Origin of the sequence: Salinispora pacifica CNR114, from assembly GCF_000514775.1 — a bacterium.
Taxonomy (GTDB): Bacteria; Actinomycetota; Actinomycetes; order Mycobacteriales; family Micromonosporaceae; genus Micromonospora; species Micromonospora pacifica.
In genome coordinates this window covers 1-13,207 of record NZ_AZWO01000052.1, presented here as the reverse complement: position 1 = coordinate 13,207, position 13,207 = coordinate 1, and the positions used below count along the sequence as shown (strand labels likewise).

The following is a 13,207-nucleotide window of genomic DNA, read 5'->3' as shown; positions in this document are numbered from 1 at the left end:
TTTGCCTCGCCTAGCTCTTGCGGGTGAGCGCGGCGAGTGCGCCCTGGATCGCGGCCTCCACCCCTTCCTTCCCCAGGCCGAGGCCGGTGAGCACACCGTCGCCGTCCTCCTGCTCAAGCAGGGCGAGCAGGATGTGCTCGGTACCGAGGTAATTGTGGCCGAGGCGAAGCCCCTCCCGGAAGGTGAGCTCCAGCACCTTCTTGCCTCGTGCGTCGTACGGGATCAGGTCCGGGACCTGCTCGACGCGCGGCGGCAGGGTCGCCGCGACCGCCTCCCGGAGCCGGTCCAGGGACACCCCGCGCGCCTTGATCAGTTGCGGGGCGAGCGCGTCCGGGTCGACCAGCAGACCCAACGCCAGGTGCGCCGGACCGATCTCGACGTTTCCGGCGGCCCGCGCCTCCTCCTGGGAGGCGACGACGGCGTTGCGGGCCCGGGTGGTGAACCGGCTGAAGCCGCCATCCGACTCCAGCGCCGCGGCCGTCGCCACCTTCGCCGCGGAGCGCTTCTGGGCCGCCTGTTTGCTGACGCCCATGCTGCGGCCGATGTCGGTCCACGAGGCGCCCGAGCGTCGGGCCTGGTCAACGAAGTGACCGATCAGATGGTCGGCCACCTCGCCGAGGTGTTCGCCGGCCAGGACCGCGTCGGCGAGTTGGTCCAGTGCGTCGGTGCGCCCCTGCTTGATGTAGTCGATCAGCTCGTCGAGGCGTACCGGGTGGGTCATCATCAATGGTTCAGCCATGCGTCAACCATAGGTTGACGCATGGCCGCCCGTCAACCTGTGATTGACGACCCGTGGAGTCAGCCCTTGGGGGCGTCCCACACCACGCTCGGCGGCCCACCCCACCCACCAGCCGCTCATCCGCCTGCTCTGGACAGGGCACCCCGACCGAGTGGCTCCGTCAGCCACCGGGCTGACGGAGCCACCTGAACCGAGGCTCGGGTGGGCAAACGGCAGGACCCGCTCGGATGCCCACAGAGGATGGAGCTACCAGCCACCACCGCTCGAATACGACCGTCGCCCGGTGTCCCGCCGGTCAATCTTCTTCACCGGCGGCGGGACGTAGGTGCCGTCGGCGACACGTCCCTCCGGACCGTAGACACGGAGCATCATACTGAAGTCTCCCCTGGGAATAGGCAGCCAGTTGGCCTTGCTCACCCCGCGCGGAGGGGTTGGTGTCGCATAGATGGTAATAGACCCGTCCCTGTTTCTCTCGAGACCCGGTGTATAACTGGCCACAACCCACTTGTCCTTCGGGTTAGGGACCAGACTTATCGTACCCGACAGATATGAGGTAACCGACCAGAACTGCTCCGCCTGAGGAATTTGATCCCTTTCGAAAGTGATGGTATATCCGCCGGAAGCACCATTAAGCCGTCGACCGTTTTTGTCAAGAAACACGTCGTAGTACGCCGAACGCTCGATGTCGTTGCAGTACTGACAGAATTGGGTTATCGAGGACCGGTCAAGATAGTTGCGCCCCCAGAAGCCGATGTTACGGAAGTTGATCCAGTTATTCCTGTCGGTGTTCGTAAGATAGTTACGGATGATCGCAGAGTGCGCGTCCTGCGTCGCCCGCGCGAACACCCTTCCGAACCCGCCCCTGTTGAACAACCTGTCGAACCTCTCCGACAAGATTCTGTTCTCTCCAGTAAGCGGTGGAGTTCTGATGCTCTTTACCGCTCGCTGCAGCTCGTTCAGAAAACGAATCGGATTAGTCGCGATCAAGGTATCCGCGTCACGCTTGAACGAACGACCATAGAGGAAAACGGGGACGATCAGGGTTTCCCTCAACGAACCCCTCAGGTATGCCGACAGCGGGCCCATGCGCAGCGATCGCCGAAACTCCTCGGCAATCGAGATCTGATTCTCCCCGTCCGAGGAGAACTTGTCAGTCCGAATGAGCAAGCTTGCACTCGTCACAGGAAGTGGCACCCTAGTGACGTGCGGAGGGAGTTCCCCTCTCCAGCCTGGCGCCGTGAAGGCGTACGTGCCGCCAGTATCCGTCGAGATGTTCGTGTTGATGATGTTCCCGTAGACATCCAATACGAGGACACCGTAGGAAGCAGTCGTTTCCGGTATCACCAGAACGGCTGGCTCGCGGCGCACGCCAATGACCGCAGACGTGTACAACGTGTCATCATTGGGCGCCACCACGCCATGCCACACCGTGGACATCCGGTCCGGCCCAAAAAGAATGTTGGGCAACAGGAAGCGCTGTTGTTCGTGGGTAAACCATCGAGGATAGAACTTTGTGACATACCGGCGCGTGACGTCATAGATTTCCGCCACCCGCTCATCGACTACCGGATTCTTCGCGGAGACCGACGTCGCCGAAACGGGCGACATTGTGGCACTGAGCAAAACCCCGGACACGGATAGAGAGACAGCGAGAATGTGGAGTGCACGACGCGCCACGCCCGTTCTTTTAACCATAGATCCCCCCGTTTCGCCGATAGTCGGGGTCAGCATCTGAGTACATGAACACGGCGAGCCGTGATGCTGAGCCCAGACGATTCAGAACATCTCTCATATTCTGGCAGCCCCGGTTGTCTCGGTGGCGCGCATCGCGCTCCGCGTCACCCAAGAGGCGGAGACCGCGAGGTTGGAAGCGCCGGCGCCGGAGGGGGCCTACTAGGCTAGGCGACGTACACCGGCTCGATGAACCGATCACGGTCCACACTCGAGCACGGCGCCGCCCTGCGACGTGACATGCAGCTACGTCGGATCACACCAGGCCCCAGCCGACAACGCCCCCACCATCGGCTCCCGCAGCCACCACCCATCGTGCACGAGCATGCGACTCAGCCAGATGATGAATCATCAGAACGCCACACCTGGTAGTCCGGAGAGCTCGCCAGCAGGTCCAGCTCAGCCCAGGACCTGCTGGCGGGACTCGGCGCCCAACCAGTGATCTGGCAGTAGATTGCCCGTGTAGATGTCTCGTGTATAGAGTCCCGGGACGTGGACAACACGACAACCCTCCTCGGCTTCCTCGGCACCGGTGCGAGCTACGGCTACGACCTGAAAAACAGGTATGACCGCTGGTTCGGGTTGAAGAAGCCACTGGCGTTCGGGCAGGTGTACACGACCTTGACCCGGCTGATGCGCAACGGCTGGATCGTCGCGGTCGGCGCCGAGGCCGGCGCCGGCCCCGACCGCAAGCGCTACGGGATCACCCCCGCGGGCCGCGCCCGGGTCGCGGAGTGGATCTTCACTCCCGAGGTGCCGTCGGAGACCCTGCAGAGCGACCTCTTCGCTAAGACAATCATCGCGCTGCTCCTCGGCGACGACGCCGGCCGACTGCTGGACCTGCAACGAAGCCGGCACATGGCGCGCATGCGGGAGCTGACCAACGAGAAGCGGGGAGCGGGCCTCGCCGTCGTCCTCGCCTGCGACCACGCCCTGTTCCACATCGAGGCGGACCTGCGCTGGATCGACCTGACCGCCGCCCGCCTCACCCAGCTACAAGCCGAGGTAAAGAAGTGAACACGGTAGAGACCATCGGTATGTCGGCGCGCGCCCCCGTGGACGGGTCGGCTCCGCTCCTCTCGGCGCGGGGGCTGCGGCTCGCGTTCGGGCTGACCGAAGCCCTACGCGGCGTCGACCTGGACTGCCACGCCGGCGAAATCATCGCCGTCACCGGCCCCTCCGGGTCCGGCAAATCAACCCTCCTCCACGTACTCGCCGGGGTCCTGGTCCCGGACGAGGGCACCGTGGACTACGACACGATTCGCCTCACCGACCTCGACGAGGCGGGACGGTCGCGGCTCCGCCTGGAAAAATTCGGATTCGTCTTTCAGTACGGGCAGCTCCTACCCGACCTGACCGCAGCGGACAACGTGACGATTCCCCTCCTGCTCGCCGGCGTCACACGCCGCGAAGCCCGCCGCCGGGCTGACGCCTGGCTCGACCGGCTCGGTCTGGGCGAGTGCTCCCGAAAGCTGCCGGCACAACTCTCCGGCGGGCAGGCGCAGCGGGTCGCCGTCGCCCGCGCCCTGGCCACCAAGCCGACCCTGCTCTTCGCCGACGAGCCGACCGGGTCGCTGGACTCACTCGCCGCCGAGACGGTGATGCTCGCCCTCACCGAGGCGGCCCGCGACGCCAACGCCGCCGTCATCCTCACCACCCACGACCCACGTACGGCCGCCTACGCCGACCGGGAAGTCGTCGTCCGCGATGGCCAGACCACGGTCGGAGGGGCGTACGGATGAGGCTGTTCACCCTGACCCGAATCGTCACGGCGGAGGGCCGCGGGGCGTACGGGCGGCTGATCGGCATGGCCGGCGGCATCGCGGTCGGGGTCGCCCTACTGTTGTTGCTCCTTGGCGCCTACGACGGAGTCACCTCCCGCTCCGAACGCCTCAGTTGGCCCTCCCTGTCCCACGGAGAGTGGTCCACCCAGGTCCAGAACCCGGCCGCCGCCGCGCCAACCGACGAGTCCGTGCTCGCGGCGACCAACCTGGAGCACTTCGACGGAGACGAGATCATCCGGGTCGACATCGTCGCGACGCCGGACTCAACCGTGGTCGTACCCGGAGTCGGGCGCCCCCCGGCGGCCGGCACCTACCACGCCTCCCCCGCGTTGATCGCCCTCATCGAGGCGAACCCCACCGACATCCTCGGTTCCCGGTACGGCACCCCGGTCGGCGTCATTGACGAGGCGGGCCTGGCGGGCCCGGACTCGCTGGTTGTCGTAACCGGGACGACGACCGAGAACCTACGGCCATCGATAGCTGGCGTGGCGGGAACCGTCTTCCTCCGCGGAGGGGTCTGGTCGGTCACGGAGTTCCGCGGGGTTTCCTATCCCAGCAGCAACTACCGCGCCATCACCATCATCGGCGCCATCGCGGTTCTGCTCCCCGTCCTGATCCTGGTCGGGATCGTCACCCGCCTCGGCGCGGCCACCCGCGCCGAACGCTTCGCCGCCCTACGCCTCATCGGCGCCACCCCCCGCCGGGTCGCCGCCATCGCCGCCACCGAGACCGGGGTGACCAGCCTCGTGGGCGCCCTGGCCGGGGTGGCCCTGGCATGGCTGCTCATCCCGGTCGCCGCCCTGGTCGAGATGGAAGACGGCCAGTTCTTCCGCGCCGACCTGACCGTGCCGCCGAGCACCGTGCTCATCGTCGTCGCGGGTGTCGTGGCCGGCTGCACCGCCGTCGCCGGATGGCGCACCAGCCGGTCCAGAATCGGTCCCCTCGGTGGCAGCCGCGAGCGCACCGAGCGCCGCCCCACCGCCCTCGGCGTGGTACCGCTGATCGCCGGTGTGGTGGTGCTGCTGGGCGCCACGACCGCCGCCCTGCGGCACACCCCGCTCCCCCGTACCGACCAGATCCTTATCGCCGGCTTCCTTCTGCTCGTGGTCGGGCTGATCGCCGCCGGGCCGGTGCTCACCTACTGGATCGCTCGGATCGCGGCCCGCCGCGCGCACCGCACCGCCTGGGTGATCGCGATGAACCGCATCCAACAGCACCCGCGGGCCACCTTCCGCGCGGTCAGCGGCCTGGTCGCCGCCGTCTTCCTGGTATCGGTCTTCTCCGCCGGGATCACCACTGTCGCCGAGGAATCGCCCACCGAGGACGCCGACTATCTCTCGCCCTCCATCCTGGTCGCCTGGCTCCACCCGCCTTCGCCGGACGGTGCCAGCGCCGCGGCGTCCGAGATCACCGCGGTGACCGCCGCGACAGCCCGGGTCGCCCGCACCGACGGGGTCACCGCGACCGCGATCGGCTCCTCCCACCCCGAGGGTGGAGCCGTCTTCACCGCCGCTGACGCCGCCCGCGTCGGCCTGTCCAATCCCCACGGCGCCAGCCACATCCAGGTCAGCGACAGCAGCGCCTTCGGCGACGGCTCGCTGGTCACCCGCCCGGCGACCGCATCGGGTCCCACGCCGGGGCTTCTGCTCGTCGCCACCGACGGTACGACGCGCTCGGTCGAACGTGCCCGCACCGCCGTCCTCGGCAGCGAACTGCGCCTGCTATCACCACCCATGACCCGGGCCGACCACGAAAGCGCCCGGTGGCAAACCTGGGCCGACCGCTACGCCAACCTCGGCCACCTGGCCGTGCTCGTGGCCACCCTGATCTCCGCGGTCTCCCTCGCCGTCTCCAGCATCGCCGCCATCCTGGACCGGAGACGGGTACTCGGCCTGCTCCGCCTCATGGGAATGCCCGTATCGACGGTGCGTCGCGTCATCGTCGCCGAAGCAGCCCTGCCGCTCGCCACGGTCTTCGCACTCTGCGTCGGGCTCGGAATCCTCACCGCCTGGTGCATCGTCGCCGGCCTCACCGAAGGCGAGCGAACGATCAACTGGCTGCCGCCGTCCTACTACCTGATCCTCGCCACGAGCCTCGCGCTCGCCGCGACCACGGTGGTCGCCACCTTCCGTACGGCGCGCACGAGCACCACCATCGAAGCGACCCGGATCGGATAGCTGTCCACTGTCGGCCCGACCGGCCGGTAGGCAGACCTCCATCACTATTGGTGGTCGGGCATGGACGGAGCGCCACCATCCGGCTAGCCTGAGGCCGAGCGGGCGGGACAACATCGACTTCTGCGAGGTGACGATCACCATGACAGAAACTGCCTCGACCACTACGCCAGGGATCTCCTCGACTACCACGTCAGGGCCTGCCTCCGGCGAGGTCACCGACGCCGAGTTTCCCCTCGAACGTGGATGCCCCTTCAGCACACCCACCGAATACGAACAGATCAGGGAACACTCCCCGCTCGCCAAGGTCCGCCTGACGACCGGCCGCGAAGCATGGTGGATCGCCGGGCACGAGCTGGGACGCGCCGTCCTGGCCGACCGGCGATTCTCCTCCGATCGCCGCCGGGACAACTTCCCGTTCGTCAGCACCGACCCGGAGACCAGAAAGCAGTTGCAGGACCAACCCACCTCCATGATCGGCATGGATGGCGCCGAGCACGCCCAGGCGCGGCGAGCCCTGATGGGCGAGTTCACCGTCCGGCGGATGGCCGGGCTGCGGCCACGGATCCAGCAGATCGTCGACCAGCACATCGACGAGATGCTGTCTTCTGATCAACGCACCGCCGATCTGGTCGAAGCGCTGTCGCTGCCGGTGCCGTCACTGGTCATCTGCGAGCTACTCGGCGTCCCCTACGCCGACCACGACTTCTTCCAGGCGCGCAGCGGCCCCCTGATCCGGCACACCACACCAACGGAGGTCCGGCTCCGCATCCAGAAGGAACTGAACACCTACCTCGGCGCACTGATCGACCGCAAGGTCACCGACCCCACCGACGACCTACTCAGCCGGCAGATCGCCAAACACCATGCGGCCGGCACCTTCGATCGCACGAGCCTGGTCAGTATGGCCTTCCTCCTGCTCATCGCCGGCCACGAGACCACCGCGAACATGATCTCTCTCGGCGTCGTGGGACTGCTCCAACACCCCGACCAGCTAGCCATGATCAAAGAGGACCCGGAAAAGACACCGCCCGCTGTCGAGGAGCTACTGCGCTACTTCACCATCGCCGACACGGTCACCGCCCGGGTCGCCACCGAGGATGTACAGCTCGGCGACACCACCATCAACGCCGGCGACGGAGTCGTCATCTCCGGGCTGGCCGCCGACCACGACCCCACGGTCTTCACCGACCCAGACCGGCTCGACCTCGAACGCGGCGCGCGCCACCACGTCGCCTTCGGCTTCGGCCCGCACCAGTGCATCGGCCAAACCCTGGCCCGCATGGAGCTGCAAATCGTCTTCGACACCCTGTTCCGCCGCATCCCCACCCTCCGCCTGGCCGCACCGCTCGACGACATCCCGTTCAAATCCGACGCGTTCGTCTACGGCGCCGAAAGACTCCCCGTCGCCTGGTAACGGAGGACCACATGCGAATCGAGGCGGACACCGACGTCTGCATCGGGGCCGGCCAGTGCGTACTGACCGACCCGACCGTGTTCGACCAGCACGACGACGGCATCGTCATGCTCATCACCAAACACCCCGAAGGCGGAGCCGCCCACCGCGCCCGCGAAGCCGTCGAACTCTGCCCGTCAGGCGCGCTCTCCCTGATCGAAGAACCGGGCGACAGCTAACAGAAGCTCTGTTTGCCTGCCCATCTCCACTGCGTTGGTGGAGCTGTCCCGCCGGGGTCGACCAGGCTCCTACCTTGCGCCTGCGCATCGACCAGATCCGCGAAGGACGCCTTAACCTCAGTCCTTCATTCGAGCGTCGCTTCATAGCTGTCGTTCGATGAGGTGGTGATCTGGGCGTTTAGCGCTGTTTGTGGGGGGCTGAGGGCCCGACGTGGGGTCGGGTTCCTCCGTGATCACTGGCCGGTACGTGGGTCGCGGGGTCAGCCGGTGGGCCGGGGCAGTTCACGAGGGTCGCGTCGATGTCCAGGACCAGGCCGTCCACCGGCTGGCCGGCCACCATCGGCTACGGCAGGTCATCGCGAACCTCGGCGTGCTGGGCCCAGGCGATCTCACGGGCGTGAGCGCGGGCGGATCGCAGTTCGGCCAGTATCTTGTCGTCGAGTTATGCCAACAGCCGCCATGCGGTCGGGTCGGACGCCACCGGCCCGAACAGGGACCTGTTGATCTCGTAGTACTGCCAGGTCAGCGATGGCCTCACCGCCGTCGGCGAGCATCACGGCAAGATCGACGGCGATCCGGCCCGGATCATGCCCACGCTGCCGCTGCCGCAGACCCGCAAGGGTGTTGCGGACGCACTGGTCAGACCGGTCGTATCAGCGAGATCAGCAAGCAGCCGGGCACCGGCATGAACGACCACACCCCGCCCACCCCCGGTCGCCATGATCTTCGGACGTGTTGCGGTAGCCTTCACCCAGCAAGTGCCTTCCGTGACGGGAACATCGGACTCAGCAAGTCCTATTTTGCCTGACCAGAAGGCACTTCTTCGTTCCCGATCCACTCCTTGGGCAGCCCTTAACGATGGGCCGAGGCTAACGGATCGGAGACGTGCGTTCTCCGACCCTACTGACCAATGACCTCCGAGTGGATCACCTCATAGAGTTCGGGATCCATAGTCAGCATCCCGCGATTGTCGACTCCGAACGCGCCACGCCTGTAGCATTCGGTGAATACGGAGATCATTTGCTCAACATCGTTGAACTCGATTTCCGTCGGTGCTTCAGATAGAACCCCGGCAACCTTCGGCCGATCCCCCGACGCCCACACCGCCGCATAGAAATCGCCACTAGCGCCACCAATTAGCGGAATCCAGTCCACACCGAGAACAGGGTCACGAGGGTACGCCTCTCTGAGGACAACAGCCTCAGAGAGTGACAGGGGGCGTATCCAGGAATAAGGTTCGCGTCATCCTGGGTCTGTCCATCTAGGTACTCAACACCGTTGCACCAGCCAAACCACGCGACCACGTCGTCGGGGACCGAGCCGCCAAGTGCCGACTCAACCCGTGCCGCTGAAATTCCTGGTGAAAGCGCTGGAACGATCGGGCGCCCCAGTTCGGCAAGCTGCGCCACCAGGAGCTCCAAAGATCTCAACAACATCCGAACGATCCCCTCACTTACCGCACCCGCACATTATACTGGTCGCCATTACCGATCCCGTTATCTCTGAGGAATGGCCATAGCGAGTCTCGCCCATGCGCGGAGTTCTGCCTTCCAGGAATGAGGCTCAATATAGCCCCAGCTCCACCCTCCTGCGTCGACGCAAAAGGATACTCCTCCCAGGAGCCGTTACTGGCAATTGACCGGGGCCTCGGTCTACCAGCCTGCGCGGCATTCCTGTTCGCCCTAATATTGGCCCGACCTGTCAGTCTCGTGACTATCGCGCTCTTGCCAGCCGCCATCGCCTTCTGGAAATTAGCAGCTACTCCAGGATACATAGCCGAATCGATCTCATGCACAGGAAGAGCAGTCGCTTCACCTACGGAATCAACTGCGAAAACCCGGGGACAGCTTGTGTTGTGTACGAGGACCGGTGCGGCCCCCGCCAGCACATAGTACGTGTGGCGTTGCTACGGCGGCTGCGGAGATGTCACGGGGTCGATCTTGGTGGTGAGCTGGGCTTTCGCTCAACCGCTCGTTGGCGGTTCATCGTTTGTGGGCGGTTTTGACAGCAGTCGTGACAGCAACGTGGGGGCACGTCGGGCTGCGCGGGGCGACGGGCTGGGGTGTCTACTCGGTCGGTCGTCTGGTGGTGTTGACGGGCTTCTTCTTCTGTGCGCGGCGGTTGACGGCGGTGATGCGGCGGTGTAGGCGGGTGGAGCCGGCGTCGATGGCGGTGGTGTCGATGCGGCGTAGGACGGCGCGGGCGGCGTCGAGGTTGCCGGCTCTGGCGTGGCCTTCGGCGAGCCAGGTGTGGTAGAGGGCGACTTCGCGGGCGTGGTCGTGGTTGTAGCCGGCGAGTGCTCGGGTAAGCAGGGGCTCGGCGGCGGCTGGGATGCCGAGTTCGATGAGGCAGCGGGCGGCCATGACGTCGATCTCGGTCTGGTTGAGCCAGTAGACCCATTCGGGTTCGGCGTTGCCGTCGCAGTGTTGGTCGTAGGCGTCGTTGACGGCGTCGAGGGCGCGGCGGGTGGTGTCAGTGTCGCGGAGGCGGGCGGCGGCCCAGGCGAGGCGTTCCAGCAGCAGCGCCCGCACGAGCGGGGTGGCGTGCGGGGTGCCGGTGACGGCGGACCGGGCGATGAGCAGGGCGTCGTCGCGTTTGCCGATGTTGGTGATCTGGTAGGCGAGGCTGGACAGCAGTTGCGCGCCCAGCGCCCGGTCGCCGGCTGTGTCGGCGGCGGTGATGCCGGATAGGTAGAGGCGTTGGGCGTCGGAGTAGTGGCCGGCGTCGCTGGCGACCCAGCCGGCGAGTTGGGCCAGTTCACCGATCACGGTGTACAGCCGTCTACCGGAGGCGTCGGTGTAGGAGGCGGTGTGGGCGAGGTGTTCGGCTTGGTCGAGTTCGGCGCGGATGACGGGAAGCAGGGTGCGGCTGCCGACCGTGTCGTCCAGGTGGCGGAGTTCGATCACCCGGGCTTCCAACGTTCCGATCAGGCTTGCGCCGATGCGGCGGCCCGCGCGTAGGCAGCCGGTGGCGGGTGGGCTATCCAGGAGCCATTCGTGGGTGCGGCGGACCGGGTCGGCTGGGGTGCCGATCGGTACACCGAGGGCATGTTCGTAGCGTTCAACGATATCGGGAGTGGCCTGACGGCGGCCCGTCTCGACAAGGCTGAGGTAAGGCTTGCTGAAGTGGGTGAGCGCGGCCATACCGGCGAGGCTGTGTCCGGCGGCCTCGCGGGCGGCTCGCAGATGGGCGCCGAGGTCGGCGGGGGTGTCTGTAGACGGGGGAAAACCCGCGCCTGCTTCCAGCCGTTCCGGCCCCGCGCGCTCGTCGGCAACACCGGACCGCCGAGCAATATTGCAGGCCAATCTAACGGTCGAGGCCATAACGATCCCTTCACCAACCACCCAGAGCTGGCGGGGTCCGGGGATCGACGCCACACTGCTACGCAGCGCGCCGCCGAACAGCCAGCCAGTCAAGGCCGACCACATCATCACATCCATGCATCCACATGCATTCGACGTGCTTGACGGCAACCGTGACGGCAACCCAAGTCGACGGCGGCAACCTTCGACACCCTCCGCCAACTCGGCAACACGGAGCGTCTGCTACGTCTGACGACACCCTTCCATCCCAGAGAGAACGGGAGGCCCCGCCGAGAAATGCAACGAGAACCGACGATGCCGTCGACAGACTTAGGCCACCGTACACGATTGTCGGAAATTAGGCTCGAAGGGCCAGAACGCGTCCTACCAGAAACGTAGCCTGACTCTTTCAGAGCACCTTTGGCGTTACGCCGCACGCCGGCAAGCTCCTAATTCTGGGATCACAATCCTCCCCAGCGACAGGGCGGCACGCCCGCCTGCAGCGCCTTAGTGAGCTCTGAGGAGCGCGTCTCCCGTAGCGCATACTTTATGGACGATGAACCGAGATCTCTTTCGTCATGCTACTCAATGATCTCCATCATCCGAAACCCGAATACCCAACGCTTGCAGGAACTCCGCAACTCCTGACGCCACAACCCGCCATGCCCCGGATTCGGTCATATAGACAATCTCAGGATCCTCATGACTGTTCCGGTAGTCGAGCGCGAACGGTCGCTCCGGGCCAAGATCGCCTATAAGCACAAAGCTGTCGGCACGCAGGTCCCCCGGGCGCACTGACGAGTCTGGATCCCCCAGATACCACGACAACAAGTCCTCCTCCAAGGCAAGCAGGCCGTCGGTCTGCTCGGCCATACCCCGAAGGCTGTAGAAACCCGGAGAATCCGGGTCCTCGCCAAAGAGGTGCCGCAGCCTTCCGAGGTCATGATTCTGCCGCCACCCGTTACCTTGTTGATCGTCCCCAGCTGGGGACCCTCGGTTGCCCGGCCCGGTATGACTTTCTGCCCCTGTCGTTTGGATGATCCGGGGGGTGTTGTCGCCGGGTCGGGTGGCGTCGGTGGACCGCTGATAGGGACACGGCCACCCGTGTTGGGGTAGGTCTCTTCGTAACGTGACTGCCGGCAGTCCGACGCCCTGACTGCGGCCGAGGCCACGATCCGATACGTGGAGGCGGGTGCGGTGCACGACGGATACGGCGTCTACCTGGGCTTGGACGTCGGTAAGGGTAATCATCACGCGGTCGGGCTGGCCCCGGACGGCAGACGGCTGCATGACGCGGCGTTGCCGAACACCGAGGCCCGGCTGCGGCAGCTGTTTGACAAGCTGGCCCGCCACGGTCGGGTGCTGGTCGTGGTTGACCAGCCCGCCTCGATCGGCGCCCTGCCAGTCGCGGTGGCCCGGGCGTGCGGTCAACAGGTGGCCTACCTGCCCGGCCTGGCCATGCGACGCATCGCTGACCTGCACCCCGGTAGCGCGAAGACCGACGCCCGCGACGCCTACGTCATCGCTGACGCGGCCCGCACTCTGCCCCACACCCTGCGGCGGGTCGACACCGGCGACGAGGCCCTCGCCGAGTTGGAAGTCCTGGTCGGCTTCGACGACGACCTCGCTGGCGAGGCCACCCGGGTGTCCAACCGGATCCGGGGTCTGCTGACACAGATTCACCCTGCGCTGGAACGGGTCCTCGGCCCGAAAGTGCACCACAAGGCCGTGTTGGAGCTGCTGTCGCGCTGCGGTGGACCGGCCGGTCTACGCAAGGCCGGCCGCCGCAAACTGCTGTCCATCGCCGTCGCCCACGCGCCCCGCATGGGTCAACGGCTCGTC

Annotated in this window: 12 protein-coding genes and 1 pseudogene; 6 read left to right on the top strand and 7 right to left on the bottom strand. The window is 66.1% G+C overall.

From position 1 onward, the window contains the following. Window positions 1-10: 10 nt before the first annotated feature. Together B118_RS0122945 and B118_RS28985 are read right to left on the bottom strand one after the other, a co-directional pair. Window positions 11-739: a Clp protease N-terminal domain-containing protein gene (locus tag B118_RS0122945; protein ID WP_018220691.1), complete on the bottom strand. Its 729-nt coding sequence runs from the start codon at window positions 737-739 to the stop codon at window positions 11-13. A 246-nt stretch (window positions 740-985) separates the two neighbouring features. Next, the gene (locus tag B118_RS28985) at window positions 986-2,176 is read right to left on the bottom strand and encodes a DUF1214 domain-containing protein (protein WP_080678147.1); all 1,191 of its coding nucleotides are present in this window, start codon (window positions 2,174-2,176) and stop codon (window positions 986-988) included. Between the two features lie 786 nt (window positions 2,177-2,962). Here B118_RS28985 and B118_RS0122935 point away from each other — a divergent pair. The 5 genes from B118_RS0122935 (at window position 2,963) to B118_RS0122915 (ending at window position 8,063) form a co-directional block, all read left to right on the top strand. Beyond that, on the top strand, window positions 2,963-3,487 hold the full coding sequence (locus tag B118_RS0122935; RefSeq protein WP_028193514.1) for a PadR family transcriptional regulator: 525 nt from the start codon (window positions 2,963-2,965) through the stop codon (window positions 3,485-3,487). Beyond that, window positions 3,484-4,212: an ABC transporter ATP-binding protein gene (locus tag B118_RS0122930; RefSeq protein ID WP_026270589.1), complete on the top strand. Its 729-nt coding sequence runs from the start codon at window positions 3,484-3,486 to the stop codon at window positions 4,210-4,212. The genes B118_RS0122935 and B118_RS0122930 overlap by 4 nt, the downstream gene beginning before the upstream one ends. After that, window positions 4,209-6,431 (top strand): FtsX-like permease family protein, encoded by a 2,223-nt coding sequence (locus B118_RS0122925; RefSeq protein WP_028193513.1) that lies wholly within the window; start codon window positions 4,209-4,211, stop codon window positions 6,429-6,431. Before B118_RS0122930 ends, B118_RS0122925 begins: the two co-directional genes overlap by 4 nt. Window positions 6,432-6,570: 139 nt before the next feature. Beyond that, window positions 6,571-7,845, top strand: a complete 1,275-nt coding sequence (locus tag B118_RS0122920) for a cytochrome P450 (RefSeq protein ID WP_028193512.1) — start codon at window positions 6,571-6,573, stop codon at window positions 7,843-7,845. Between the two features lie 11 nt (window positions 7,846-7,856). Next, a complete protein-coding gene (locus B118_RS0122915) occupies window positions 7,857-8,063 on the top strand; it encodes a (4Fe-4S)-binding protein (RefSeq protein ID WP_028193511.1) in 207 nt (68 codons plus the stop codon). A gap of 277 nt (window positions 8,064-8,340) precedes the next feature. On the opposite strand, the pseudogene B118_RS31095 reads toward B118_RS0122915, so the two are convergent. The 5 genes and pseudogenes from B118_RS31095 to B118_RS34070 all read right to left on the bottom strand — a co-directional run. Beyond that, window positions 8,341-8,784: pseudogene (locus B118_RS31095) on the bottom strand (transposase); the annotation flags it as partial. Between the two features lie 179 nt (window positions 8,785-8,963). Next, window positions 8,964-9,218, bottom strand: coding sequence for a hypothetical protein (locus tag B118_RS31985; protein ID WP_155256592.1), 255 nt, complete (start codon window positions 9,216-9,218; stop codon window positions 8,964-8,966). A 298-nt stretch (window positions 9,219-9,516) separates the two neighbouring features. Beyond that, window positions 9,517-9,801: a NucA/NucB deoxyribonuclease domain-containing protein gene (locus tag B118_RS33960; protein ID WP_420329470.1), complete on the bottom strand. Its 285-nt coding sequence runs from the start codon at window positions 9,799-9,801 to the stop codon at window positions 9,517-9,519. Window positions 9,802-10,129: 328 nt separating this feature from the next. After that, window positions 10,130-11,308 (bottom strand): helix-turn-helix domain-containing protein, encoded by a 1,179-nt coding sequence (locus B118_RS0122895; RefSeq protein WP_028193509.1) that lies wholly within the window; start codon window positions 11,306-11,308, stop codon window positions 10,130-10,132. 642 nt (window positions 11,309-11,950) lie between these two features. Continuing rightward, window positions 11,951-12,616, bottom strand: a complete 666-nt coding sequence (locus B118_RS34070; RefSeq protein ID WP_475247304.1) for an SMI1/KNR4 family protein — start codon at window positions 12,614-12,616, stop codon at window positions 11,951-11,953. Between B118_RS34070 and B118_RS0122885 the strand changes: the two genes are divergently transcribed. Next, on the top strand, window positions 12,548-13,207 hold a 660-nt coding region (locus B118_RS0122885; RefSeq protein WP_420329469.1), incomplete at its 3' end, for an IS110 family transposase. The two genes, B118_RS34070 and B118_RS0122885, sit on opposite strands and share 69 nt — an antisense overlap.

Excerpts from the sequence above, each read along its gene's own strand:
- B118_RS0122945 (WP_018220691.1), bottom strand. The coding sequence starts at position 739 with ATGGCTGAACCATTGATGATGACCCACCCGGTACGCCTCGACGAGCTG.
- B118_RS28985 (WP_080678147.1), bottom strand. The coding sequence starts at position 2,176 with ATGTCCACGGTGTGGCATGGCGTGGTGGCGCCCAATGATGACACGTTG.
- B118_RS0122925 (WP_028193513.1), top strand. The coding sequence starts at position 4,209 with ATGAGGCTGTTCACCCTGACCCGAATCGTCACGGCGGAGGGCCGCGGG.
- B118_RS0122920 (WP_028193512.1), top strand. The coding sequence starts at position 6,571 with ATGACAGAAACTGCCTCGACCACTACGCCAGGGATCTCCTCGACTACC.
- B118_RS0122915 (WP_028193511.1), top strand. The coding sequence starts at position 7,857 with ATGCGAATCGAGGCGGACACCGACGTCTGCATCGGGGCCGGCCAGTGC.
- B118_RS33960 (WP_420329470.1), bottom strand. The coding sequence starts at position 9,801 with ATGGCGGCTGGCAAGAGCGCGATAGTCACGAGACTGACAGGTCGGGCC.
- B118_RS34070 (WP_475247304.1), bottom strand. The coding sequence starts at position 12,616 with ATGATTACCCTTACCGACGTCCAAGCCCAGGTAGACGCCGTATCCGTC.